Consider the following 23,234-nt stretch of genomic DNA (forward strand, 5'->3'; position numbering starts at 1 on the left):
GCACCCGCCCGCCGCCCGGGCCGACAGTGGGCCGATGACCGCCATGCTGACCGTCCGGCCCGCGGGGCCCGGGGACGCGTCCGACATCTGCGCCCTGCTCAACGCCGTCGACATGATCGAGATCGGCCGGCCGGAGACGGACCTCGGCACCGTCGAGGCCGATCTCCACCACCCCGACGTCGATCTGGCCACCGACTCCTGGCTGGCCTTCGAGGGCAGCAGACTCGTGGCCTACGCCCTGGTCTGGTCCGATGCCGGACCCGGCCGCGTCGACGGCGACCACTACGTACTGCCCGGCCGTCCGCAGGCCGCCCTGCTCCTGCTGGAACGGATGGAGGAGCGGGCCCGCGAGATGGCCGCCGGGCAGGGCCCCGCCGTCCTGCGGATCCAGCTCAACGTGGCACCCACCCTCGACCTCGCCCTGCTCCGCGGGCGCGGCTACCGCACCGTGCGCAGCTATCAGGTCATGACCCGCGCGCTCGCCCCGGACCGCGACCTGCCGCCCACCCCTCCCGCCGGGCTGACCCTGCGCCACTGCGCGTCCGAGGAGGCCGACCGGCGCCGGGCGCACGCACTCGTGGAGGAGACCTTCGCCGCACACTTCGGTCACGCGGACCGTCCGTACGAGGCCTGGCTGGACCACTTGGACGCCCGCGCCCTGGACTGGTCCCTGGTCTGGATCGCGAGCCTGCCCGGGCACGGCGACGCCGCGGTGCTGCTCACCCGCGACGACCGGACCAGCATGGGCTGGCTCAGCCACATCGGCGTACGGCAGGAGCTGCGCGGCCGCGGCATCGGCGGCTTCCTGCTGCGGCACGCCTTCGCCGCCTACGCGGCCCGCGGCCGGGACACCGTGGGCCTCGGCGTGGACACCGACAACGAAACCGGCGCACTCGCGCTCTACGAGGCGCACGGCATGGGCCTGCACTATGCGGTCGACACCTGGGAGCTGGCTTTGCACTCGCAGGGGTGACAGCCGAGGGACGCGAGGGTGCAATCGGTCCAACGAGGAGTGTGCGGTGCCCGACATGGGGTGACATTGGGCCCACGTGAGTCTTGGGATCCATAGGAGGCACTCCATGCGCGGAGCCACCCACGCCAAGTGGGCCGCAGGTATGGTGGCCGTCGCCCTCGCGGTGACGGCCTGCGGCGGCGGAAGCGACAGCGGCGGAGGCGGCGGTGCGGGCATCGTGTCCTCCTCCTGGGGTGACCCGCAGAACCCGCTGGAGCCGGCCAACACCAACGAGGTGCAGGGCGGCAAGGTCCTCGACATGCTCTTCCGGGGTCTGAAGCGGTACGACCCGAAGACCGGCGCGGCCACGAACATGCTCGCCGAGAAGATCGAGACCACCGACAGCCAGAACTTCACGATCACGCTGAAGGACGGCTGGAAGTTCAGCAACGACGAGCCCGTCACCGCCCAGTCCTTCGTGGACGCCTGGAACTACGCGGCGGACGTGCGCAACAAGCAGAACAACGCGCCGTTCTTCTCCGACATCGTCGGCTACGACGACCTGCACCCGGCCTCCGGCGATCCCAAGACCAAGACGATGTCCGGTCTGGTGGTCAAGGACCCCAAGACCTTCACCGTCGCCCTGAAGGAGAAGTTCTCCACCTGGCCCGAGACCCTCGGCTACCAGGCCTTCTCCCCGCTGCCCCAGGCCTTCTTCACCGACCACGCCGGCTGGCTGAACAAGCCCGTCGGCAACGGCCCGTACACGGTGGACTCCTACACCAAGGGCACCGGCATGAAGCTGCGCAAGTGGGAGGGGTACCCGGGCGCGGACAAGGCGCAGAACAGCGGTGTGGACCTCAAGGTCTACACCGACAACAACACCGCCTACACCGACCTGATCTCCGGGAACCTCGACCTCGTCGACGACGTCCCGGCGCAGCAGCTCAAGAACGTCAAGAACGACCTCGGCGACCGGTACATCAACCAGCCGGCGCTGATCATCCAGACCCTCACCTTCCCCCTCTACGACCCCCAGTGGGGCAAGGCGGGCATGGAGAAGGTCCGGCAGGGCATCTCGCGGGCCGTGAACCGCGACGAGATCACCAAGCAGATCTTCCACGAGACCCGCACGCCCGCGAAGGACTGGACCTCACCGGCCCTCGGCGCGACGGGCGGCTTCTCCGAGACGGCCTGCGGCGAGGCCTGCGTCTTCGACCCCGCGGCCGCCAAGCAGCTCATCCAGGAGGGCGGCGGCCTGCCCGGCGGCAAGATGACCATCACCTCGAACGTCGACACCGGTTCGCACCGCGAATGGATGGACGCCGTCTGCAACAGCATCAACAACGCCCTCGGTGAGGGACCTGTCTGCACGGTCAACCCGGTCGGCACCTTCGCGGACTTCCGCAACCAGCAGAGCTCCTACAAGCTGACCGGCCCCTTCCGCTCCGGCTGGCAGGCCGACTACCCGCTGATCCAGAACTTCCTGGAGCCGCTCTACTACACGGGGGCCTCCTCCAACTACGGGAAGTTCAGCAACAAGGACTTCGACAAGCTCATCGACGACGCCAACCAGGAGAGCGACGCGGCCAAGGCGACCGGGATCTTCCAGGACGCCGAGAAGATCCTCGCCGAGCAGATGCCGTCCATCCCGCTCTGGTACCAGAACGGCAGCGCCGGCTACTCCGAGCGGATCTCGGACGTCACCCTCAACCAGTTCAGCGTGCCGGTCTACGACCAGATCAAGGTCAGCTGACCGACCAACGGATCGATCCTGGAGCAGTCCATGGGACGTTATGTGATCCGGCGGCTGCTCCAGATGATCCCGGTGTTCATCGGCAGCACGTTCCTGATCTTCTTCATGGTGTACGCGCTCGGTGACCCGGTCGCGGCCCTCTTCGGAGACAAGGCACCGGACCCCGCCACCGCCGCGCGCATCCGCAAGGACCTCTACCTCGACCAGCCCCTGTGGAAGCAGTACCTCCACTACATGGGGCAGATCTTCCAGGGCGACTTCGGGACCGCCTTCAACGGGCAGAGCGTCACCTCCCTGATGGCCTCCGCCTTCCCCGTCACCCTGCGCCTGACCATCGTCGCGATCGTCATCGAGGTCGTCGTCGGCATCACGCTCGGCGTGGTCAGCGGCCTGCGCCGCGGCAAGTCCATCGACACCTCCGTCCTGGTGATGACGCTGGTGGTCATCTCGGTTCCCACCTTCGTGACGGGCTACCTGCTCCAGTACCTCTTCGGCGTCAAATGGGGCTGGGTGCGGCCCACCGTCTCCCCGGAGGCCCCCTTCAGCGAGCTGATCCTGCCCGGCATCGTCCTCGCCCTGGTCTCCCTCGCGTACGTCACCCGCCTCTCCCGCACCTCGATCGCCGAGAACGTCAAGGCCGACTACGTGCGCACCGCCGTCGCCAAGGGCCTGCCGCGCCGCCGGGTCATCACCCGGCACCTGCTGCGCAACTCCCTCATCCCGGTGGTCACCTTCATCGGCACCGACATCGGCGCCCTGATGGGAGGGGCCATCGTCACCGAACGGATCTTCAACATCCACGGCGTCGGCTACCAGCTCTACCAGGGCATCCTGCGCAACAACGCCCCCACGGTGGTCGGATTCGTGACCATCCTCGTGATCGTCTTCCTGCTGGCGAACCTGCTCGTGGACCTGCTCTACGCGGTCCTGGACCCGAGGATCCGTTATGCCTGAGCCCCAGAGCCCCGAAGGCCCCGGCGGCTACGACCCCGTGGGCCCGCGCCCCAAAGAGGCGATCTCCCCCACCGGCCAGGGGGGCGTCATGGATCTGGCGCTGCAGGAGGCCGAGAGCCTGGAGAAGGCCCCCGGACCGGGCGCACCCCGCGAGAAGGCCCGCTCCCTGTGGTCCGACGCCTGGCACCAGCTGCGGCGCAACCCCGTCTTCATCGTCTCCTCGCTGCTGATCCTCTTCCTCATCGTCATCTCCATCTGGCCACAGCTCATCGCCAGCGGGGACCCGCTCCAGTGCGACCTGTCCAAATCCCAGCAGGGCGCCGCCCCCGGCCACCCCTTCGGCTACGACACGCAGGGCTGCGACGTGTACACCCGTACCGTCTACGGGGCCCGCGCCTCCATCACCGTCGGCATCTGCGCCACCCTCGGCGCGGCCCTGCTCGGCTCGGCGCTCGGCGGGCTCGCCGGGTTCTTCGGCGGCTGGGGGGACTCGCTGCTGTCCCGGGTCGCCGACATCTTCTTCGGCATCCCGGTCGTCCTCGGCGGCCTGGTCTTCCTGTCCGTGGTCACCAGCACCACCGTCTGGCCCGTGGTCGGCTTCATCATCCTGCTCGGCTGGCCGCAGATCGCCCGCATCGCCCGCGGCTCCGTGATCACCGCCAAACAGAACGACTACGTCCAGGCGGCCCGGGCGCTGGGCGCGGGCAACTCGCGGATGCTGCTGCGGCACGTCGCGCCCAATGCCGTCGCGCCCGTCATCGTCGTCGCCACCATCGCGCTGGGCACCTACATCGCCCTGGAGGCCACGCTCTCCTTCCTCGGCGTCGGCCTGCGCCCGCCCACGGTCTCCTGGGGCATCGACATCTCCAACGCCGCCTCCCAGATCCGCAACGCCCCGCACATGCTGCTCTACCCGGCGGGAGCGCTCAGCCTGACCGTGCTCGCCTTCATCATGCTCGGCGACGCGGTGCGCGACGCCCTCGACCCCAAGCTGCGCTGAGGAGCCCCGCACATGCTGCTCGAAGTCCGCGACCTGCACGTGGAATTCAAGACGCGCGACGGAGTCGCGAAGGCGGTCAACGGCGTCAACTACTCGGTGGACGAGGGCGAGACCCTCGCCGTGCTCGGCGAGTCCGGCTCGGGCAAGTCGGTGACCGCCCAGGCGGTGATGGGCATCCTGGAGGCGCCGCCGGGCCGGATCGCGGGCGGCGAGATCCTCTTCCAGGGCAAGGACCTCCTGAAGATGAAGGAGGAGGAACGGCGCAAGGTCCGCGGCGCCGGGATGGCCATGATCTTCCAGGACGCGCTGTCCTCACTGAACCCCGTCCTGAGCGTGGGCGCGCAGCTCGGCGAGATGTACGAGGTCCACCGCGGGATGTCCCGCAAGGACGCCAGGGCCAAGGCCGTCGAGCTGATGGACCGGGTGAAGATCCCCGCGGCGAAGGAGCGGGTGGGCGACTACCCGCACCAGTTCTCCGGCGGCATGCGCCAGCGCATCATGATCGCGATGGCGATGGCCCTCGAACCCTCGCTGATCATCGCGGACGAGCCCACCACGGCCCTGGACGTGACCGTCCAGGCCCAGGTGATGGACCTGCTGGCCGAGCTCCAGCGCGAGCTGAACATGGGTCTGATCCTGATCACCCACGACCTCGGCGTCGTCCGCCCGCGCACCCGTACACCCGCGGTCTGCTGGACTCGATCCCGCGTCTGGACCAGAAGGGCCAGGAGCTGTACGCGATCAAGGGCCTGCCGCCCAACCTGCTGGCCATCCCGCCCGGCTGCGCCTTCAACCCGCGCTGCCCGATGGCCCAGCCCGTGTGCCGCACCGACGTCCCGCCGCTCTACGAGGTGACGGAGTCCCCGGCGCCGCGCACCAGCGCCTGCCACTTCTGGAAGGAGTGCCTCCATGCCTGAGTCCCTTCTGGAAGTGAAGGACCTCGTCAAGCACTACCCGCTCACCCAGGGCATCGTCTTCCGCAAACAGGTCGGCGCCGTGAAGGCCGTCGACGGGGTCTCCTTCGACCTGCGCCCCGGCGAGACCCTCGGCATCGTCGGCGAGTCCGGCTGCGGCAAGTCCACCGTGGCCAAGATGCTGGTCAACCTGGAACGGCCCACCGCGGGGGCGATCTCCTACAAGGGCGAGGACATCACCAAACTGTCCGGGAAGGCCCTCAAGGCCGTCCGGCGCAACATTCAGATGGTCTTCCAGGACCCGTACACCTCGCTGAACCCGCGTATGACGGTCGGCGACATCATCGGCGAGCCCTACGAGATCCACCCCGAGGTCGCCCCCAAGGGGGACCGCCGCCGCAAGGTCCAGGAACTCCTGGACGTGGTGGGCCTGAACCCCGAGTACATCAACCGCTACCCGCACCAGTTCTCCGGCGGCCAGCGCCAGCGCATCGGCATCGCCCGGGGCCTGGCCCTGCGGCCCGAGATCATCGTCGCCGACGAGCCGGTCTCCGCGCTGGACGTCTCCGTCCAGGCCCAGGTGATCAACCTCCTGGAGCGCCTGCAGAGCGACTTCGACCTGTCCTACGTCTTCATCGCGCACGACCTGTCGATCGTCCGGCACATCTCGGACCGGGTCGGCGTCATGTACCTCGGCCGGATCGTGGAGATCGGCACCGACGCGCAGATCTACGAACACCCCACGCACCCCTACACCCAGGCCCTGCTCTCCGCCGTGCCCGTCCCCGACCCCGAGGCCCGCGCCCACCGCGAGCGGATCATCCTCTCCGGCGACGTGCCCTCCCCGGCCAACCCGCCCTCCGGCTGCCCCTTCCGCACCCGCTGCTGGAAGGCCGAGGCGCGCTGCGCCGCGGAGGTGCCGCTGCTCGCGGTCCCGGCGGTCTTCCCCACGGGTCCCGCCGCGCACCCTTCGGCGTGTCACTTCGCGGCGGAGAAGCAGGTCGTGCCGCACCCGGCGCCGCCGGCGGAACCTCCGGGTCCGCTGTCCGAGGAGTAGAGCGGCCGACCGCTCATTTCCAGCCACCCGCGTCGGGGTGGGCCGGTGACCCCGGTCACTGGCCCAACTCCGTTAACACGGGGGCAACTTGTGCGTTTCTGCCCCGAGATATGAGCCGTGCAGTCTGGGTGGCGTGCGGCCGTGCGGGTGCCGACAGCCGGCCGGAGAGGCGCCACGCCTGTCCGGCCGGTCACCCCTGTGCCCCTCCTGATGCGCGCCGTGCGCCCCTCGTGCTGCCGGATTTCGATCGATGCGCTGGCACGGATAGTTATGATCCGTAGCACGCGGTGGGTATGAATCCTGCCGAGCACGAATATGCGTACCGATGTCCGCTCGACGTGGAGGTGAAACGCCGTGGCACTCTCGATCTCCGCCGTGGTGCTGCTGGCGATCATCGTCTTCCTGCTGGTCCGCAAGTCGGGCCTGAAAGCAGGACACGCGGTGGTCTGCGTACTTCTCGGCTTCTACCTGGCGAGCTCCACGGTGGCGCCGACCCTCAGTCAGCTCACGAACAACGTGGCCAGCATGATCAGTGGCCTCAAGTTCTGAGGTCCAGCTCGTAGGCTTGGCCCATGAACGGTCTTCCCGCCCGTCGCCTGCTGCTCGTGCACGCGCACCCGGACGACGAGTCGATCAACAACGGCGTCACCATGGCCAAGTACGCGGCCGAGGGTGCCCACGTCACCCTGGTGACCTGCACCCTCGGCGAGGAGGGCGAGGTCATCCCGCCCGGGCTCGCCCACCTGGCGGCCGATCGCGACGACGCCCTGGGCGCCCACCGCGTCGGTGAACTCGCCGCGGCCATGGCCGAACTGGGCGTCGCCGACCACCGGTTCCTGGGCGGCCCCGGCCGCTTCAGGGACTCCGGGATGATGGGCGCCCCGCAGAACACCCGCCCGCAGGCCTTCTGGTCCGCAGACGTGGACGAGGCCGCCGCGTACCTCGTCGAGGTGATCCGCGAGATCCGCCCGCAGGTGCTCGTCACCTACGACCCGGACGGCGGCTACGGGCACCCCGACCACATCCAGGCCCACCGGGTCGCCATGCGCGGCGCGGAGCTGGCGTCGGAGAGCGCGTACCGGCGCGACCTCGGCGCGCCGCACACCGTCGAGAAGATCTACTGGAACCGCGTCCCGCTCTCGGTGGTCGAGGAAGGGTTCGCGACCCTGCGGGCCGCCGGGGGCAAGGCGCCCTTCCCGGGGCTCGCGACACCGGCCGACGTGCCGGGGGTCGTCCCCGACGAGCGGATCACCGCCGAGATCGGCGACGAGGAGCCCTACGCGGCCGCCAAGGCGGCCGCCATGCGCGCCCACGCCACCCAGATCGCCGTGGACGGCCCCTTCTTCGCCCTCTCCAACGACCTGGCGCAGCCGCTCTTCACGCGGGAGTACTACGAACTGGCCGCCGGCCGGCCGGGCGCCCCCGCGGGCCGCCGCGAGCACGACCTGTTCGCGGGGGTGCAGGCGTGAGCGGGACGATGAACCCCGGGCGGATCGCCGGCTTCCTGGGCCTGTTGCTCGCGGGCGTGCTCACCGGTGCGGCCGGCTGGCTCGTGGTGAACCTGTGGTTCCCGGCCGGGCTGCTCCTCGGACTCCTCGCCCTCTTCGGGCTGTTCCTCGGCGGCCGGATCGCCCTCGGCACCGGCCTCGGCGTGGGCGGGGCCGCAGCGGGCTGGTTCCTCTCGTACGTGGCGCTCAGCGTTCCGCGGCCGGAGGGAGACTTCCTGCTCAGTTCGTCCGGTATCGGCATGTACGCGTATCTTTTGGGTGGAACGGTGCTCGCTGTGATCTGTGCCACGATGCGCGGACCGCAGGATCGTTCGATTCAGGCCGTGCGGCCTGCCAAGTGACGTGGTGTCGGACCCCGTAGGGGGACGGGCTCAGGGGGGTCCGGGCGCCGCTTGAGAGGGGTTTGACCGGGCTCATGGGGAACCTCTGATTCCCGGTGGTCAGTTGCGCCCGGGCGACGGCCAGTATGGTGGACGGGCCGCCGAGCTGCCCGCGCACGGTATGACGGGCGGCGGAGCCAACCGGGAGAACCTGCCTTGAGTCGTGAAACTGACAGTTCGTCCTCCGGGCCCCAAGGGCGCGGTGGAGCCGCCTACCCCTCGGGTACCCCGCCGTATGGAACCGGCCAGTATCCGTCCACGACTGTGCCGCCTGGGCCTGCCGCGGCGACCGCCCCGGAGGAGAACTCTGTGACTTCGAAGCCGTCCACGCCCGATTCCGACGGGCCCAAGACCGAGACCACCCTGACGACCCGGATTCGGATCAACATCCCGGGTTCGCGTCCGATCCCGCCCGTGGTCGTGCGCAAGGCCATGGGGGCCAGCGCCGGAGCCGACGCCGCGGCCCCGCAGGAGCAGCCGGCCCCGCAGCCGGCGGAGCCGCCGCTCCCGGCGCGGCCGAAGCCCCGGCCGACCCGCATCGAAGCCGAGCAGGAGCCGGTGGACGGACCGCCGCGCGGGCCGGGCCAGGGTCCCGCGCCCGCCCCGGCCGCGGCCGAGGGGGACGCGCCCAGCAACTGGTTCGCCCCCCGCAAGGCCCCCGCGCCCGCCGCCTCGGCCACCCCGCCGCCGGCGCCCGCGCCGGTGCAGCAGCCCGTGCAGCAGCCCGCGCCCGCCCCGGCGCCCGGGCCCGTACCCGGCGCGGGCTACGCCCCGCCCCGTACGACCCCGCCGCCGGTACCCGGTGCGGGCTACGCCCCGCCCCGCACCACCCCGCCCCCGCCGGTACCCGGCCCGGGCACGCCCTACGGCCAGGACCCGATGGGACCGGGCCCCGGCCGCCCGCAGCCCCCGGCCCCCGCGGGCCCGTACCCCGGCGGCCCCGGCGTGGGCTCGGCCCAGGGCTACCCCGCGTACGGGAACGGCCAGGAGGACACGGGCCCGGTCACCGAGGCCTTCCCCGTCTACGGCAGCCAGAACGACGCCCCCGCCGGCCCCACCGGCGGCCCCGGCTACGGGACCGGCCCCGGCGACGGCCCCCGCCCCGGCGAGGCCCCCCGCTGGCCCGGCCCCGAGCTGGACACCCCGCAGCCCGGCCACCTCCAGGCCCCGGCGCCTGCGCCCGTACCGACGCTGCCCGCCCCGGCCCCGGCCCCGGCAGCCGCCCGCCCGGCCGCCCCGAAGCCGGCCGCCACCGCCAAGCCCGCCAAGAAGGGCCGCTCCAAGCTGGTCCTGCTCGGCGGCGGAGTCATCGCCCTCCTGGGCGTGGCCTACGGCGCGGGGCTGCTTCTGAACCACTCCGACGTACCCAAGGGCACCACCGTCCTCGGCGTCGACATCAGCGGCAGCCGCGACGAGGCCGTGACCAAGCTCCAGCAGGCCTTCGGCTCCCGCGCAGGCGCCCCGCTCCAGCTCAGCGTCGACGGCAAGCCCGTCGAGCTGAAGCCCGAGAAGGCCGGCCTGACCCTGGACAGCCAGACCACCGTCCGCAACGCGGCGGGCAGCGACTACAACCCCGTCACCGTGATCGGCTCGCTCCTCGGCCAGGAGCGCACCGCCGACGCCGTCATGCCGGTCGACGAGGAGAAGCTCCAGGTCGCGCTCCAGGAGCTCGCCTCCACCGCGGGCACGGCCACCGAGGGCACGATCAAGTTCGACACCGGCAAGGCCGTGGCCGTCCCCGGTACCCCGGGCAACACCCTCGACGTGGACGCCTCCGTGGACCAGGTCACCAAGGCCTTCCGCGACATGGTCGCCACCGGCAAGGCCGCCCCGGTCGAACTGCCCGTCACCACCAAGGCGCCGGTCATCGACCAGGCCGAACTCGACCGGGCGATGAAGAGCTTCGCCGAGCCGGCCATGTCGGCCAACGCCGTCGTCAAGGCGGGCGGCAAGTCCATCGCCTTCGGCGGCAAGTCCCTGCCGCGCATCCTCAGCATGCAGGCCGTGGACGGCCACCTCGTCGAGAAGTTCGACCTGGACGCCCTCAAGGAGACCTACGGGAACACCTTCGACGGGGTCCTGATCACCCGCGGCACCGGCGCCAAGACCGCGGTCACCCCGCAGGACGTCGCGGGCGCCCTCGGCACGGCCCTGCGCGGCAAGACCACGGCCGAACGCACCGTGGTCATCGACACCAACGCCGGCTAGCCGACCCTGCGGTCCCGCCCGCCGAGCCCCCGCCCCGGACCCCGGGCCGGGGGCTCGGCCGTGCGCGGCCGGCAGGCGCCCCGTCCCGGCCCCTCGCGCCCGTGGCGGCGGTCAGTTCAGCAGGGCGCGGGCGGAGACGGCCTCGGCCCGGATGCGGGACGCCGCGTCCGTGTCCACCGCGGCGACCACCTCCGCGTACGCCTCCAGCTCCGCGGCCCCCTCACGGAACGAGCCCCGCTCGACCAGCAGCCGGGCCCGTTCGTAGCGCAGCGACGCCGGATGCGAGGGCAGCAGCAGCGAGAGCTCCAGGGCCCACAGCGCCACCGCGGACTCCTCCGGGCGCGCGGAGGCCCAGGCCCGGATGTTGTTCAGGATCCGCAGCACGATGTCCAGCGTCCTGGCGGGCGTCCGCGGCCCCGTCGCCAGTTCCGCGGGCCCGGCGCCCAGTGAGGCGCCGCCCGCGAAGGGGTCCACCACGATCCCGTCCTGCGGATCCCCGAAGCCCACCACGAAGTGGCCCGGCAGACCCAGCCCGTAGACGGGCGCCCCGGCCCGCCGGGCGACCTCCAGCCAGACCACCGACAACAGGATCGGCAGCCCCCGCCGGCGCCGCAGCACCTCGTGCAGCAGCGAGGACGACAGCCGGTCGTAGTCCGCGGGAGTGCCGTGGAACGCGAGGCGCCCGCCGAGCAGTTCCGTGACCGCCGAGGCCCACTGGCGTGCGTCGCGCAGCCCGTAAGGGAGCATCCCGGCCAGCCGGTCCAGCTCGATCTGGGCCCAGTCCATGGCCCGTTCGTCCAGCTCCGGGTCGGCCTCCGCCGCCAGCAGCAGGCACAGGACCGCGAGGTCGGGCCGCTCCGACCGGGCCTCGGCCGCGAACTGCGCCCGGCGCTCCGCGGAACTCACGGCGCCGCCCGGTAGTGGTGGTAGGTGTGGTGCGCCGAGAAGCCCAGCCCGTCGTAGAGCGCCCGCGCCCCGGCGTTGTCCGTCTCCACCTGGAGCCAGGCCGCCGACGCGCCCTCCTCCAGTGCCCGCGCGGCCAGCGCCGCCATCACGGCCGTCGCCAGGCCCTCGCGCCGGTGCGCGGGATCGACGGTCACGGCCGCGAACCCGGCCCACCGCCCGTCCACCACGCACCGCCCGATCGCCCGGCCCCCGGGCAGCGCCGCGAACCACACCGACGGCCCCGCCACCAGCATCCGCCGGGCCAGGTCCGGGTCGGTGACCTTCCCGTAGCGCCCCAGCCACTCCTCGTCCGGGGTGCGGGTCAGCCGTACGGCCGCCGCCTCGGGAGCGTCCACGTCGCCCACCGGCGCGAGCGCGCCGATCCGTACCTCGGCCGACACCTCGGACGTCCAGCCCCGCCGTTCCAGCTCCGCGCACAGCAGCTCCTGGGTGCCGGCGGCGCCCGTCGCGGCCTGCACGTACGCGGGGAGTCCGCGGTGCGCGTACCAGGACGTCACCCGCGCGAGTGCATCGTCCAGGGATATCCCGGGGTCGCCGAGCGGCAGGACCGAGTTGGCGCGCCGCGTGAAGCCCTCGGAGGCCCGCAGGGTCCAGCCGCCCAGCGGCTCGCTCTCCAACGGCTGCCAGGACCGCGCGGCCACCGTCGTGAGCTCCTCGAAGGAGGCTGCGGGGCCCCGTCTGCGGGCCGGAGCGGGCGGTACGACCTTGCCCGCCACCAGCGACGATTCCGCGATGCGGACGGACTCACCGGTCTTTCGTGTGATCAGCAGCACACCCGCGTCCCAGGATGTGAGAACTCCTACCGTGTCCGTGAACTCGGGGGATCCGCTCGGATGTGCCTCCACCCGTCGTACAGACACTCGTTTTCCCACGTCAGCCGGGGTGATACGGACCTCCAGCAGTCCACCCGCAGTGATTTCCACAGCTCTGTCCGCCCCTCCTGTTCGGATCGTGCCCGGGAACGGAGATACTAGGTGCGGGCATCGACGACGCCGCGCTCCCGCGCGATATGGAAAGCCCTACCGAGGAGGAACGAGAGCGTGACCTACGTCATCGCGGAGCCTTGTGTCGACGTCAAGGACAAGGCATGCATCGAAGAGTGCCCCGTCGACTGCATCTACGAGGGCCAGCGGTCCTTGTACATCCACCCGGACGAGTGCGTCGACTGTGGTGCGTGTGAGCCGGTCTGCCCGGTCGAGGCCATCTTCTACGAGGACGACACCCCGGAGGAGTGGAAGGACTACTACAAGGCGAACGTCGAGTTCTTCGACGAGCTCGGTTCGCCCGGTGGTGCCTCCAAGCTGGGCCTGATCGAGCGCGACCACCCCTTCGTCGCGGCGCTGCCCGCCGGCATCAACGGCGACGAGCACTGACCGTTCCACGGCAGAAGCGCCCCTCGGTCCCGTACGGCCTGCCCGCCGCACGGGACCGAGGCGTTTTCCGTCCATGCACCCGCACCCAGAGAGAGCAGAGAGTCCCGTGGCCGCAGTTTCCGACCGTCTTCCCGTCTTTCCCTGGGACAAGCTGGAGCCGTACAAGGCCACGGCGGCGGCCCACGCGGACGGCATCGTCGACCTGTCGGTCGGCACCCCCGTGGACCCGGTTCCCGAGCTGATCCAGCGCGCCCTGATCGGCGCCGCGGACTCCCCGGGCTACCCGACCGTCTGGGGCACGCCCGCCCTGCGCGACGCGATCACGGGCTGGGTCCGCGGCCGCCTCGGCGCGAGCGCCGCAGGGCACCGCAACGTCCTGCCCGTGGTCGGCTCCAAGGAACTGGTGGCCTGGCTGCCGACCCAGCTGGGTCTCGGCGCCGGTGACAAGGTCGCCTACCCGCGGCTGGCCTACCCGACCTACGAGGTCGGCGCGCGGCTGTGCGGGGCCGAGCCGGTGGTCTACGACGACCCCACGGAGCTCGACCCGGCCGGGGTGAAGCTCCTGTGGCTCAACTCCCCGTCCAACCCCACCGGGAAGGTCCTCTCCAAGGAGGAGCTCATCCGGATCGTGGCCTGGGCGCGCGAGCACGGGATCCTGATCTTCAGCGACGAGTGCTACCTGGAGCTGGGCTGGGAGGCCGAGCCCGTCTCCGTCCTGCACGACGAGGTGTGCGGGGGCTCGTACGAGGGCCTCGTCGCCGTCCACTCCCTCTCCAAGCGGTCCAACCTGGCGGGCTACCGGGCCGCCTTCGTCGCCGGTGACGCGGACGTCCTCGGCGAGCTGCTCCAGATCCGCAAGCACGGCGGCATGATGACCGCGGCCCCGGTCCAGGCGGCCACGGTCGCGGCCCTCGGCGACGACCGTCACGTCGAGGAGCAGCGGGCCCGGTATGCCGCCCGCCGGGCGGCGCTGCGCACGGCCCTGGAGGCGCACGGCTTCCGCGTCGAGCACAGCGAGGCGAGCCTCTACCTGTGGGTGACCCGCGACGAGCCCTGCTGGGACACCGTCGCGCACCTGGCGGAGCTGGGCATCCTGGTCGCGCCGGGCGATTTCTACGGCGAGGCGGGCGCGCGCTTCGTCCGCGTCGCCTTCACGGCCACCGACGAGCGGGTTGAGGCGGCGGTCAAGCGCCTCGGCTGAGGCCTGCGAGGGCGTCCAGGGCGTTGCTTGCCCCCGAACGGCCCGAAGGGGCCGGGAGTTCGCGCTCCCGGCCCCTTCGGTGTGTTCCTGGACGGTCAGCCGGCCAGGCCGCCGGGAAGACCGCCCGGGAGACCGCCGGCCAGCGGCAGGCCGCCCGTGGGCAGGCCGCCGGTCGGCAGGCCTCCCGTGGCGGCCGGGAGGTCCTGCGTCGGCAGGCCGCCGAGGAGGCCCCCCGTGGTGCCCGCCAGACCGCCGGCGGCGGGGGCGACGGACGGAACGGCTTCGGTGGCGGTGCCCGCGGCGTCCGTGGCCACGTCGGTCGCGGCGGTGGCGTCGGCGCTGTCCGGGGCGGTCAGCGGGGCGGTGAGCTGGCCCAGCTGCGGCACGGACTCCAGGCCGGTGGCGCTGGCCACGCCGGCCGCACCGACCACGGGCGCTGTCCCGGCTGCGAGGAGCAGCGCGGCACGGGCGATCCGACGGGTCAGGGGGAGGGACATGATGCTCCTAAGCGGTAGCGGCTGAGTACGCCGTGTACAACCGCTCGTGGGGCGGGTGGAGTTGCGGAGCCGTCAGGTAAAGGATCGGTAACGCATCGTTTAATCGGCTTCCGCGACAAACGCACCGGATGCGCGCCCACCAGGGGTTCCTTGCCCGTGGGGCCCGTTCTGACCGGCCGCTCGGTCACCCCCGCAGGAGTGACCCCTCGTACATGCGGCCGGGCACCTCCGGGCGGCGTTTCGCCCGCCGCTGCGCTCCCGGGGGCGTCAGCGGGCGACGAAGATCCGTACCTCGTCGGGGACGGCGTCGTGCGGGTCCGCCTCACCGGACTTGCCGCTGTCGCCCTTGTGCTGCCACTGGCCCCGGGCCTGCCCGCCGACCCAGCCCGCGTCGCCGTACGAGACCCGGGCGATGCCCAGCTCGTGCGAGCGCGCCACCGCCCAGTGCGCCATCGCCCGGCCGCGGCGGGCCTCTTCGGGGCCGCCGTCCCGCTTGAGCCGGAGGTTGACCTCGGGCTCCGGGACCGCGCCCGCCTCCGTCCGGCCCTCCGGCGCACTGCCCGCGGCGCCGAGCGTCTGCTTGCCGAAGGCCCGTACCAGCTCCGCCTCGATCTTCTGCGGGTCACCGCGCAGCGGGGCCGGACCCGAGCAGAACAGCACGCCGCCCTCGCCGAAGGCGGCCGTCAGGACCGTCGCGTCCGGCTCGTGCTTCGCGTACGCCTGCGGATAGCCGCTGCGCTGCACCTTCTGCGCGGCCACGGTCAGGGGCAGCCGCGAGTACCCCGGGACGTCGACGAGGTGGTCGTAGAAGATCGCGGCCGAGTACACCGGGTCCGTGATCTGCTCCGGGGTGCCCCAGCCCTGCGAGGGCCGCTGCTGGAACAGGCCCAGCGAGTCGCGGTCGCCGTGGTCGAGGTTGCGCAGCGCCGACTCCTGCATCGCGGTCGCCAGCGCGATCGTCACCGCCCGGTCCGGCAGCCCCTTGGAGATGCCGACGGCCGCTATCGTCGCCGCGTTCGCGGCCTGCTCGGGCGTCATCTCGTACTTCTGCCCGCCGTCGCCGCCCACGGAGGCGGAGCAGTACGGGGCGCCCGCACCTCCGTTGGAGTCCCGTTGGACGGCGAAGTAGCCGATCACCGCGATCAGCACGAGGAAACCGACGGCCACGCGGAGCGGCCTGCGGCGACGGGGGCGAATGCGACGGGTCTCGGACACGCGGCCCACCGTACTTGAGGCATATGACGCGTCCACCGGCCGGACGACGGGGGTGTGTCCGGTCCCGGCGGGTTAGGGTCGGTTCCATGCCCGAATCCGAGCTGGACCTCACCCTGGACGCCGCCGAGCTGACCGCCCGGCTCGTCGACATTCCTTCCGTGAGCGGCGACGAGAAGGTACTCGCCGACCTCGTGGAACACGCGCTGCGCGCCCTGCCGCACCTGACCGTGGACCGCTTCGGCAACAACGTCGTCGCCCGTACGCAGCTGGGCCGGGCCGAGCGCGTCGTCCTCGCCGGCCACCTCGACACCGTCCCGATCGCGGACAACGTGCCGTCCCGCCTCGACGAGAACGACGTCCTGTGGGGCTGCGGCACCACCGACATGAAGTCGGGCGTCGCCGTGCAGCTGCGCATCGCCGCGACCGTGCCCGAACCCAACCGCGACCTCACCTTCGTTTTCTACGACCAGGAAGAGGTCGCCGCCGACCTCAACGGCCTCGGCAAGGTCGCCGAGGCACACCCCGACTGGCTGACCGGGGACTTCGCCGTCCTGCTGGAGCCCTCGAACGCCGAGGTCGAGGGCGGCTGCCAGGGCACCCTGCGGGTCCTGCTGCGCACCGCGGGCGAGCGCGCCCACTCCGCGCGCAGCTGGATGGGGTCCAACGCCATCCACACCGCCGGACCGATCCTGGCCAAGCTGGCGGCGTACGAGCCCCGCAAGCCGGTCATCGACGGCCTGGAGTACCACGAGGGCCTCAACGCCGTCCGGATCGAGGGCGGCGTCGCCAACAACGTGATCCCCGACGCCTGCACGGTGACGGTCAACTTCCGCTACGCCCCGGACCGCAGCGAGGACGAGGCGCTGGCGCACGTACGGGAGGTCTTCGCGGACTGCGACATCGCCGAGTTCGTCGTCGACGACTCCTCCGGCGGCGCCCTCCCCGGCCTCGGCCACCCGGCGGCCGCGGCGTTCATGGAGGCGGTCGGCGGCCGCGCCATGCCGAAGTTCGGCTGGACGGACGTCTCGCGCTTCAGCGCGCTGGGCGTCCCGGCGGTCAACTACGGCCCGGGCAACGCCCTGCTGGCCCACAAGGTCGACGAGCGGGTCGAGACGAAGGCGATCCTGCACTGCGAGGAACGACTCCGCGCCTGGCTGACCTCCTGAATTCCGCCTCCCGTCACCTTTGTGCGCCTACCCTGATCCAACGATCAGCAGGAGGGAGCACATCATGGGCAACCGCGGTAATCCTGACGGGGAAGCTCGTCGTCGGCCCGAGGAGCAGCAGCTCGGGCCGGTGCTGAGGAGGCGGAGCCAGGTGCAGGCCGGGAGTACGACGGACCAGCGGCTGCTGGATTCCGCCGGGCCCTCCGAGTGGGTGCACACCGATCCCTGGCGGGTCCTGCGCATCCAGTCGGAGTTCATCGAGGGCTTCGGCACGCTCGCCGAGCTGCCGCCCGCGATCAGCGTGTTCGGCTCGGCCCGCACCCCGGCGGGGACGCCCGAGTACGAGGCGGGCGTACGGATCGGCAGCGCGCTGGTCGACGCGGGCTTCGCGGTGATCACCGGCGGTGGTCCGGGCGCCATGGAGGCGGCCAACAAGGGCGCGCGCGAGGCGGGCGGCATCTCCGTCGGCCTCGGCATCGAGCTGCCCTTCGAACAGGGCCTCAACGAGCACGTCGACCTGGGCCTGAACTTCCGGTACTTCTTCGTCCGCAAGACGATGTTCGTGAAGTACAGCCAGGGCTTCGTCGTCCTGCCGGGCGGACTCGGCACGCTGGACGAGATGTTCGAGGCGCTGACCCTCGTCCAGACGCAGAAGATCACCCGCTTCCCGATCGTGCTGTTCGGCACGGCGTACTGGAGCGGCCTGATCGACTGGCTGAAGAACACGGTGATCGCGCAGGGCAAGGCCTCGGAGAAGGACCTCTACCTGTTCCACGTCACGGACGACGTGGACGAGGCGATCGCCCTGGTGACGAAGGAAGTCGGGAAGTAGGGCGACGGGGCCCGGGCCGGGAGGCCCGGGCCCCCGGAGCTCCGGCGGCTCGGGCCGGGCCGCCCCGACGGCTCAGGCCAGGCCGCGGCGGGCGACCGCCGGCGGGCGGAGCCCCTGGATCGAGCGGACCATGTCCAGGACCTGCTTCGTCTCCGCGACCTCGTGGACCCGGTAGACCTGCGCGCCGAGCCAGGCCGAGACGGCCGTCGTGGCCAGGGTGCCCAGCAGCCGTTCCTTGACCGGCTTGTCGAGGCTCTCGCCGACGAAGTCCTTGTTGGACAGGGAGACCAGGACCGGCCAGCCCGTCGCCGTCATCTCGTCCAGCCGGCGCGTGGCCTCCAGCGAGTGGCGGGTGTTCTTCCCGAAGTCGTGCCCCGGATCGATCATGATCGCGTCGCGGCGGACGCCGAGGGCCTCGGCGCGTTCGGCGAGGCCGACGGTGACCCGCAGGATGTCCGCCATCACGTCCTCGTACGCTGTCCGGTGCGGCCGGGTACGCGGTTCCACGCCGCCCGCATGGGTGCAGACCAGCCCGGCGCCGTAGCGCGCGGCGACCTCCGCCAGCTTGGGGTCCACCCCGCCCCAGGCGTCGTTCAGCACGTCGGCCCCGGCCTCGCAGACCGCCTCGCCGACCTCGTGCCGCCAGGTGTCCACGCTGATCACCACGTCCGGGTGGCGGCGCCGGACCTCGGCGACGAAGCCGACCGTGCGCCGCGCCTCCTCGGCCGCGTCCACGTGCTCGCCCGGACCCGCCTTCACCCCGCCGATGTCGATGATCGCGGCGCCCTCGGCGACCGCCTGCTCGACGCGGTCCAGGGCCGGCTCGTCGAGGAAGGTCGCGCCCTGGTCGTAGAAGGAGTCCGGCGTCCGGTTCACGATGGCCATGATCACCGGCTCGTGGGTGTCGAACTCGCGCCTGCCCAGTCGCAGCATCCTGCTCTTTCCTCCTTCGGCGGCCCTTGCGCCTCGCCTGCGACCTTAACCTGGTGGCCGGAGTCTCTCAGGGGAGTTGATCGTGTTCTTCTTCTTGATGATCGCGCTGGTCGTGGTCGTGGCGGCGGTCACCCTTGCCGTGATCGGCGGGGGTTCGGAGGCCGTGCTGCCGGAAGCGGAGCCGGACCGGGTGGCCGACGGGCTGCCGGAGAGCCGTCCCGTCGTACGGGCCGACATCGACGCGCTGCGGCTGCCCGTCGCGCCCCGCGGCTACCGGATGGCCGAGGTGGACGACGTCCTGGAGCGGCTGGCGGCGGAGCTGGCCGAGCGGGACGCCCGGATCGCCCAGCTGACGGCGGTGGCGGCCGGCCCGGCGCCCGTGGACGCGGGCCCCGCGGACGCGGTCCCGCAGGACGGGGACGGCCACATCGACCTCACCAAGCACGGGGACGGGGACCGGTGAGCGCCGCGGCCGCGGGCGCGGACGGGCTGCTGCGCTGCCCGTGGGCGCTGGCCACGGAGGACTACATCGCCTACCACGACACGGAGTGGGGCCGTCCGGTCCACGGTGACGACGCGCTGTACGAGCGGCTGTGCCTGGAGGCCTTCCAGTCCGGGCTGTCGTGGCTGACGATCCTGCGGCGGCGGGAGGGCTTCCGCAAGGCGTTCTCCTCATTCGAGATCGCGGCGGTCGCGGAGTTCGGACCGGCGGACGCGGAACGCCTCCTCGCCGACGAGGGGATCATCCGCAACCGGGCCAAGATCGAGGCGACCTTGGCCAATGCCAAGGTCCTGGCCGGGTGGGAGCCGGGCGAGCTCGACACCCTGATCTGGTCGCACGTCCCGGAGGAGCCCGGCCCGGCCCCCGTGACGACCGAACTGGTCCCGGCGGTCACCCCGGAGTCCACGGCACTCGCCAAGGCCCTGAAGAAGGCGGGCATCCGCTTCGTCGGACCCACCACCGCCTACGCCCTGATGCAGGCCTGCGGGCTGGTCAACGACCACCTGGCCGCCTGTGTCTCCCGCGACCCCGCCTGATCCGGCGCGGCGGGCGGCTGGTATCGAGTCCCCATGGACACCGAACACGCCCGTCCCGACGACCTGGCCGCGCTGCGGACCCTCTTCGGCGCGGGCACGCCGCCGCTCGGCTGGGACGCCGTGCGCGCCTTCGAGGCGGAGCACGCGATCGTGCTCCCCGAGCCCTACCGGACGCTCGTCGCGGAGGTCTGCGACGGCTTCCCGGCCGGGCCGCCGCACTACGGCCTGGAGCCGGTGGCGGCCCTGCCCGTGGACTGGGGGCACGGCCGCCCCGCGCGGGTGCTCGCCGAGCCCTTCCCCCTGACGGAGGCCTGGACCTGGGAGGACGACGAGGACGGGCCCGCCGGGGAGGGCGCAGGGGAGTTCGAGGCGCGGCTCGCCCCGGTCTTCGACCACGGCTCGGTCGTGCTGGGCACCGACGGCTGCGGGATGAACTGGCACCTCGTCGTGACCGGAGCCGAGCGGGGCCGCGTATGGCTCGTCACCGGCGAGGGGGCCCTGCCCTTCGGCGGCTTCGCCGCATGGGCCGGGCACTGGGCCGCCGGACGGGACTGGTTCGACACCGAATGAAGCGCCCGGCGCGGCCGGGCGCACACCGCCCGGCCGCGTCCTGAGGGCCCGCTCAGCGCCCGAGGTACTTGGGCGGCTGCTTCGCGAGGAAGGCCTCGACGGCGATGCCGTGGTCGGCGGAGGCCCCTGCGCGGGTCTGGAGGGCGTCCTCGCGCTCCAGCGCCTCGGGGAGGGAGTGGGAGGCCCCGTACGCCAGGGACTCCTTCAGCGCCGCGTAGGCGACCGTGGGGCCCGAGGCCAGCGCGCGGGCCACCGACTCGGCCTCCGCGTGCAGGGAGTCCGAGGGGACCAGCCGGTTGGCGATGCCGAGTTCGTACGCCTCCTGGGCCTTCACCGAGCGCGGGAAGAGCAGCAGGTCACTGGCGCGCGAGCCGCCGATCAGCCGGGGCAGGGTCCAGGAGACCCCGGAGTCGGCGGTCAGGGCGACGCCCGCGAACGAGGTGTTGAAGGAGGCGGTGTCGGCGACGACCCGGAAGTCCGCCGCCAGGGCGAAGCCGAAGCCCGCTCCGGCCGCGACGCCGTTCACGCCGGCCACCACCGGCTTGGGCATCTCGGTGAGCGCCCGCACGATCGGGTTGTAGTGCTCCGACACGGTGGTCATCGTCAGCGAGGAGCCGCCCTCGCGGTCGGCCGCCAGGTTCCCGATGTGCTCCTTGAGGTCCTGGCCGACGCAGAAGGCCCGGTTGCCCGCCGCGGTCAGCAGGACGGCCCGCACCGCGGTGTCCCCGGCCGCCGCCAGGACCGCGTCGCGCAGGGCGACCTTGGCCTCCGTGTTCATGGCGTTCATCGCGTCCGGACGGTTGATCGTGATGGTCGCGAGTCCGTCGGTCACTTCGTAGAGCACGCTGTCGGCCATGGCAGGGGGTCCCCCTTCGTCGCGGGCTTGGCTACCGGCCGGTATCGGCAGGTGCAAGGGCCAGCATGGCGGACCGGACGTGAACGGCACATGTGATGTGCGTCAAAGAAAGCGCATGCGGTTCGGCCGGGGCAGCGGCGAAGTATCGCAGGCGGGTCCCCGAAATGAGTGGTTTTGGTCGAGCGCGTTGCACAAGCGTTCCCGGGCGATGTTGGTCATCGGGTCCTGACATGCGGGATAATGGCTGGGAAGCAATGTGTTCGATGCCGGGTACTAGGCGCCTGAATGGGGCCGTCGGCTGACGATGAGCTGGTTTCAGGAAGGGGAACGAGCATGGCGGCCATGAAGCCGCGGACGGGCGACGGCCCGCTCGAGGTCACCAAGGAGGGGCGGGGCATCGTCATGCGCGTACCGCTCGAGGGCGGCGGTCGGCTCGTCGTCGAGCTGACCCCGGACGAGGCGGACGCCCTGGGTGACGCCCTGAAGAAGGTCGTCGGCTAACCCGCTGACCGCACTTCTCCACCTGATTTCTGCGCTGCCCCGACCGCGATGAGCGGTCGGGGCAGCGTTGTGCTGCCCGCTGGGGCGCTGGGGCGTCGGACCTTCCGGCCGTCGGGCCGCGGGTCGCTGGGTCGTCGGGCTGCCGGGTCGTCGTTCCGTCGGGTCGTCGTCCTGCCGGGCTGCCGGGCCGCTGGTCGTCGGAGCCGTCGGAGCCGTCGGACCGCTGGGTCGCCGGGGCGGTCGTCCGCCGGTCCTCTGCCGCGGGCGGGCGTTCGGGTGCTCCGGTGGCCGGCCGTCGTCCCGGTGCTGCGCCGCTCCGGTGGCGCCACCCGCGGGTGCTCTGCCGCGGGCGGGCGTTCGGGTGCTCCGGTGGCCGGCCGTCGTCCCGGTGCTGCGCCGCTCCGGCGCCGGCGCCGCGCCGGCCTTTGGCGGCCGCAGCCGCGGTCGTCGGCTCCGCTGCCGGTGGCCGTCGGCCCGGCGGCACCGCTCGGCGCGCCCGGGTCTCCGGTGCCTTCGGGTGCGACCCCGTCTGCTGCCGGCTTCCCGCTCTCGCTCCCGCTGCTGGTTTCCTGCTCCCGCTTCCCGCTCTCGCTTCCGCTGCCGGTTTCCGCTTCCGCTCCGTTCCTCGTTTCCTCTTTCCGCGCCCCTGCCCCGCCTTCCTCGCCTGACACGTCCCCTCGCGACGTGTCCTTCCTCCGGAGCCGTGCCATGACCTTTTCCCCGCCCGCGCCCCCCGCCTTCGCGGACTGCGGCCCCCGTCTGAAGGCGGCCCGGGTCCTCTCCGACGGCCTGGCCCCCGGGAACCTCGTGGTGGGCCTGCTCCTGCTGATCGGCTGGCACAGCACCGGGTCCTGGGCGGGCCTCGGCTGGGGGCTGCTCGCCGCGTTCTTCTGCGGCGTGATCCCGATCGGGATCATCATGTTCGGCGTACGGCGGGGCGCCCTGACCGACCAGCACATCCGGGTGCGCCGTCAGCGGGTCCTGCCGATGGCGCTGAGCCTCGTCTCCGTCGTCGCCGGGATCGCCCTCGTCCACGTCCTCGGAGCCCCGGCGGACGTCAGCGCGCTGGTCGTGGCGATGCTCGTCGGACTCGCCTCGTCCCTGCTGGTCACCCTCGGCTGGCAGATATCGGTCCACATGTCGGTGGCCGGCGGCACCGTGATGATCCTTCTGATCGCCTTCGGCGCGCCGATGCTCCTCGCCGTCCCGGTGGCCGTGGCCGTCGGCTGGTCCCGCCTGGCGCTCCGGGCGCACACCCCGGCCCAGCTCCTCGCGGGCTCGGCGCTCGGCAGCACGGCGGCGCTCACCTTCGTGCTGCTGCGCTGACGCGGGGCGATGCGGCGGTGCGGCGGTGGGG

24 protein-coding genes and 1 pseudogene are annotated in these 23,234 nt (G+C 72.2%); 19 read left to right on the top strand and 6 right to left on the bottom strand.

Annotated features, from left to right (window positions below; all coding sequences use genetic code 11):
- The first annotated feature begins 34 nt into the window (after positions 1 to 34).
- From IO30_RS0124580 to IO30_RS0124625, 10 genes and pseudogenes are all read left to right on the top strand, one after another.
- Entirely contained in the window at positions 35 to 973 is a 939-nt protein-coding gene (locus tag IO30_RS0124580) for a GNAT family N-acetyltransferase (protein WP_051858885.1), read from the top strand.
- 106 nt (positions 974 to 1,079) lie between these two features.
- Entirely contained in the window at positions 1,080 to 2,708 is a 1,629-nt protein-coding gene (locus IO30_RS0124585; protein WP_031146255.1) for a peptide ABC transporter substrate-binding protein, read from the top strand.
- A gap of 30 nt (positions 2,709 to 2,738) precedes the next feature.
- Positions 2,739 to 3,662 (top strand): ABC transporter permease, encoded by a 924-nt coding sequence (locus IO30_RS0124590; protein WP_031146257.1) that lies wholly within the window; start codon positions 2,739 to 2,741, stop codon positions 3,660 to 3,662.
- On the top strand, positions 3,655 to 4,662 hold the full coding sequence (locus IO30_RS0124595; RefSeq protein ID WP_031146258.1) for an ABC transporter permease: 1,008 nt from the start codon (positions 3,655 to 3,657) through the stop codon (positions 4,660 to 4,662). The genes IO30_RS0124590 and IO30_RS0124595 overlap by 8 nt, the downstream gene beginning before the upstream one ends.
- A 12-nt stretch (positions 4,663 to 4,674) precedes the next feature.
- Positions 4,675 to 5,579, top strand: a pseudogene (locus tag IO30_RS40780) (ABC transporter ATP-binding protein).
- A complete protein-coding gene (locus tag IO30_RS0124605; protein WP_031146259.1) occupies positions 5,572 to 6,633 on the top strand; it encodes an ABC transporter ATP-binding protein in 1,062 nt (353 codons plus the stop codon). Before IO30_RS40780 ends, IO30_RS0124605 begins: the two are co-directional and overlap by 8 nt.
- Before the next feature lie 354 nt (positions 6,634 to 6,987).
- A complete protein-coding gene (locus IO30_RS0124610; RefSeq protein WP_031146261.1) occupies positions 6,988 to 7,182 on the top strand; it encodes a hypothetical protein in 195 nt (64 codons plus the stop codon).
- 23 nt (positions 7,183 to 7,205) lie between these two features.
- Positions 7,206 to 8,102 carry an N-acetyl-1-D-myo-inositol-2-amino-2-deoxy-alpha-D-glucopyranoside deacetylase gene (gene mshB, locus IO30_RS0124615; RefSeq protein WP_031146263.1) on the top strand — a complete coding sequence of 299 codons (897 nt, stop codon included), beginning with the start codon at positions 7,206 to 7,208 and terminating at the stop codon, positions 8,100 to 8,102.
- Positions 8,099 to 8,482, top strand: coding sequence for a DUF6113 family protein (locus tag IO30_RS0124620; RefSeq protein WP_031146264.1), 384 nt, complete (start codon positions 8,099 to 8,101; stop codon positions 8,480 to 8,482). Before mshB ends, IO30_RS0124620 begins: the two co-directional genes overlap by 4 nt.
- Before the next feature lie 195 nt (positions 8,483 to 8,677).
- Entirely contained in the window at positions 8,678 to 10,729 is a 2,052-nt protein-coding gene (locus IO30_RS0124625) for a peptidoglycan binding domain-containing protein (RefSeq protein ID WP_031146265.1), read from the top strand.
- A gap of 111 nt (positions 10,730 to 10,840) precedes the next feature.
- Here IO30_RS0124625 and IO30_RS0124630 read toward each other — a convergent pair whose 3' ends face one another.
- The gene (locus IO30_RS0124630; RefSeq protein WP_031146267.1) at positions 10,841 to 11,635 is read right to left on the bottom strand and encodes a transglutaminase-like domain-containing protein; all 795 of its coding nucleotides are present in this window, start codon (positions 11,633 to 11,635) and stop codon (positions 10,841 to 10,843) included.
- Positions 11,632 to 12,618: a GNAT family N-acetyltransferase gene (locus tag IO30_RS0124635; protein WP_031146269.1), complete on the bottom strand. Its 987-nt coding sequence runs from the start codon at positions 12,616 to 12,618 to the stop codon at positions 11,632 to 11,634. Before IO30_RS0124635 ends, IO30_RS0124630 begins: the two co-directional genes overlap by 4 nt.
- 117 nt (positions 12,619 to 12,735) lie before the next feature.
- Between IO30_RS0124635 and fdxA the strand changes: the two genes are divergently transcribed.
- Together fdxA and dapC are read left to right on the top strand one after the other, a co-directional pair.
- Positions 12,736 to 13,068 (top strand): ferredoxin, encoded by a 333-nt coding sequence (gene fdxA / locus IO30_RS0124640; RefSeq protein ID WP_031146270.1) that lies wholly within the window; start codon positions 12,736 to 12,738, stop codon positions 13,066 to 13,068.
- Between the two features lie 106 nt (positions 13,069 to 13,174).
- Complete coding sequence (gene dapC, locus IO30_RS0124645) at positions 13,175 to 14,269, top strand: succinyldiaminopimelate transaminase (RefSeq protein WP_031146272.1); 1,095 nt, start codon at positions 13,175 to 13,177, stop codon at positions 14,267 to 14,269.
- A 95-nt stretch (positions 14,270 to 14,364) separates the two neighbouring features.
- On the opposite strand, the gene IO30_RS0124650 is transcribed toward dapC, so the two are convergent.
- The gene (locus IO30_RS0124650) at positions 14,365 to 14,766 is read right to left on the bottom strand and encodes a hypothetical protein (RefSeq protein WP_031146273.1); all 402 of its coding nucleotides are present in this window, start codon (positions 14,764 to 14,766) and stop codon (positions 14,365 to 14,367) included.
- A gap of 267 nt (positions 14,767 to 15,033) precedes the next feature.
- On the bottom strand, positions 15,034 to 15,981 hold the full coding sequence (locus IO30_RS0124655; protein ID WP_031146275.1) for a hypothetical protein: 948 nt from the start codon (positions 15,979 to 15,981) through the stop codon (positions 15,034 to 15,036).
- 86 nt (positions 15,982 to 16,067) lie between these two features.
- Here IO30_RS0124655 and dapE point away from each other — a divergent pair, with 86 nt between their 5' ends.
- Both dapE and IO30_RS0124665 read left to right on the top strand, forming a co-directional pair.
- Positions 16,068 to 17,147: a succinyl-diaminopimelate desuccinylase gene (gene dapE / locus IO30_RS0124660; RefSeq protein ID WP_031146277.1), complete on the top strand. Its 1,080-nt coding sequence runs from the start codon at positions 16,068 to 16,070 to the stop codon at positions 17,145 to 17,147.
- Between the two features lie 64 nt (positions 17,148 to 17,211).
- Complete coding sequence (locus tag IO30_RS0124665; protein ID WP_031146280.1) at positions 17,212 to 17,979, top strand: LOG family protein; 768 nt, start codon at positions 17,212 to 17,214, stop codon at positions 17,977 to 17,979.
- A 72-nt stretch (positions 17,980 to 18,051) separates the two neighbouring features.
- Here IO30_RS0124665 and folP read toward each other — a convergent pair whose 3' ends face one another.
- Positions 18,052 to 18,912, bottom strand: a complete 861-nt coding sequence (folP, locus tag IO30_RS0124670) for a dihydropteroate synthase (RefSeq protein ID WP_031146281.1) — start codon at positions 18,910 to 18,912, stop codon at positions 18,052 to 18,054.
- Between the two features lie 76 nt (positions 18,913 to 18,988).
- Between folP and IO30_RS0124675 the strand changes: the two genes are divergently transcribed.
- Genes IO30_RS0124675 through IO30_RS0124685 form a run of 3 tightly spaced genes read left to right on the top strand, consistent with a single transcriptional unit; the run spans position 18,989 to position 20,520 of the window.
- Positions 18,989 to 19,375, top strand: a complete 387-nt coding sequence (locus IO30_RS0124675) for a DivIVA domain-containing protein (RefSeq protein WP_051858886.1) — start codon at positions 18,989 to 18,991, stop codon at positions 19,373 to 19,375.
- Positions 19,372 to 19,950 (top strand): DNA-3-methyladenine glycosylase I, encoded by a 579-nt coding sequence (locus IO30_RS0124680; RefSeq protein WP_031146284.1) that lies wholly within the window; start codon positions 19,372 to 19,374, stop codon positions 19,948 to 19,950. The genes IO30_RS0124675 and IO30_RS0124680 overlap by 4 nt, the downstream gene beginning before the upstream one ends.
- 33 nt (positions 19,951 to 19,983) lie before the next feature.
- The gene (locus IO30_RS0124685) at positions 19,984 to 20,520 is read left to right on the top strand and encodes a hypothetical protein (RefSeq protein ID WP_031146286.1); all 537 of its coding nucleotides are present in this window, start codon (positions 19,984 to 19,986) and stop codon (positions 20,518 to 20,520) included.
- A 52-nt stretch (positions 20,521 to 20,572) separates the two neighbouring features.
- Here the strand turns inward: IO30_RS0124685 and chcB are convergent, their stop codons facing one another.
- On the bottom strand, positions 20,573 to 21,376 hold the full coding sequence (gene chcB / locus IO30_RS0124690; RefSeq protein ID WP_031146288.1) for a 2-cyclohexenylcarbonyl CoA isomerase: 804 nt from the start codon (positions 21,374 to 21,376) through the stop codon (positions 20,573 to 20,575).
- Positions 21,377 to 21,709: 333 nt separating this feature from the next.
- Here chcB and IO30_RS43735 point away from each other — a divergent pair, with 333 nt between their 5' ends.
- Entirely contained in the window at positions 21,710 to 21,877 is a 168-nt protein-coding gene (locus tag IO30_RS43735; protein WP_003966491.1) for a DUF3117 domain-containing protein, read from the top strand.
- Positions 21,878 to 22,585: 708 nt separating this feature from the next.
- Entirely contained in the window at positions 22,586 to 23,203 is a 618-nt protein-coding gene (locus tag IO30_RS0124700) for a hypothetical protein (protein ID WP_031146290.1), read from the top strand.
- The last annotated feature ends 31 nt before the right edge of the window (positions 23,204 to 23,234 follow it).

Source organism: Streptomyces xanthophaeus, assembly GCF_000725805.1.
In the GTDB taxonomy this organism is placed as follows: domain Bacteria; phylum Actinomycetota; class Actinomycetes; order Streptomycetales; family Streptomycetaceae; genus Streptomyces; species Streptomyces xanthophaeus.

Excerpts from the sequence above, each read along its gene's own strand:
- IO30_RS0124685 (WP_031146286.1), top strand. The coding sequence starts at position 19,984 with ATGGACACCGAACACGCCCGTCCCGACGACCTGGCCGCGCTGCGGACC.
- IO30_RS0124595 (WP_031146258.1), top strand. The coding sequence starts at position 3,655 with ATGCCTGAGCCCCAGAGCCCCGAAGGCCCCGGCGGCTACGACCCCGTG.
- folP (WP_031146281.1), bottom strand. The coding sequence starts at position 18,912 with ATGCTGCGACTGGGCAGGCGCGAGTTCGACACCCACGAGCCGGTGATC.
- IO30_RS0124665 (WP_031146280.1), top strand. The coding sequence starts at position 17,212 with ATGGGCAACCGCGGTAATCCTGACGGGGAAGCTCGTCGTCGGCCCGAG.
- IO30_RS0124605 (WP_031146259.1), top strand. The coding sequence starts at position 5,572 with ATGCCTGAGTCCCTTCTGGAAGTGAAGGACCTCGTCAAGCACTACCCG.
- IO30_RS0124580 (WP_051858885.1), top strand. The coding sequence starts at position 35 with ATGACCGCCATGCTGACCGTCCGGCCCGCGGGGCCCGGGGACGCGTCC.
- IO30_RS43735 (WP_003966491.1), top strand. The coding sequence starts at position 21,710 with ATGGCGGCCATGAAGCCGCGGACGGGCGACGGCCCGCTCGAGGTCACC.
- mshB (WP_031146263.1), top strand. The coding sequence starts at position 7,206 with ATGAACGGTCTTCCCGCCCGTCGCCTGCTGCTCGTGCACGCGCACCCG.
- chcB (WP_031146288.1), bottom strand. The coding sequence starts at position 21,376 with ATGGCCGACAGCGTGCTCTACGAAGTGACCGACGGACTCGCGACCATC.
- dapE (WP_031146277.1), top strand. The coding sequence starts at position 16,068 with ATGCCCGAATCCGAGCTGGACCTCACCCTGGACGCCGCCGAGCTGACC.
- IO30_RS0124590 (WP_031146257.1), top strand. The coding sequence starts at position 2,739 with ATGGGACGTTATGTGATCCGGCGGCTGCTCCAGATGATCCCGGTGTTC.
- IO30_RS0124650 (WP_031146273.1), bottom strand. The coding sequence starts at position 14,766 with ATGTCCCTCCCCCTGACCCGTCGGATCGCCCGTGCCGCGCTGCTCCTC.
- IO30_RS0124700 (WP_031146290.1), top strand. The coding sequence starts at position 22,586 with ATGACCTTTTCCCCGCCCGCGCCCCCCGCCTTCGCGGACTGCGGCCCC.
- IO30_RS0124585 (WP_031146255.1), top strand. The coding sequence starts at position 1,080 with ATGCGCGGAGCCACCCACGCCAAGTGGGCCGCAGGTATGGTGGCCGTC.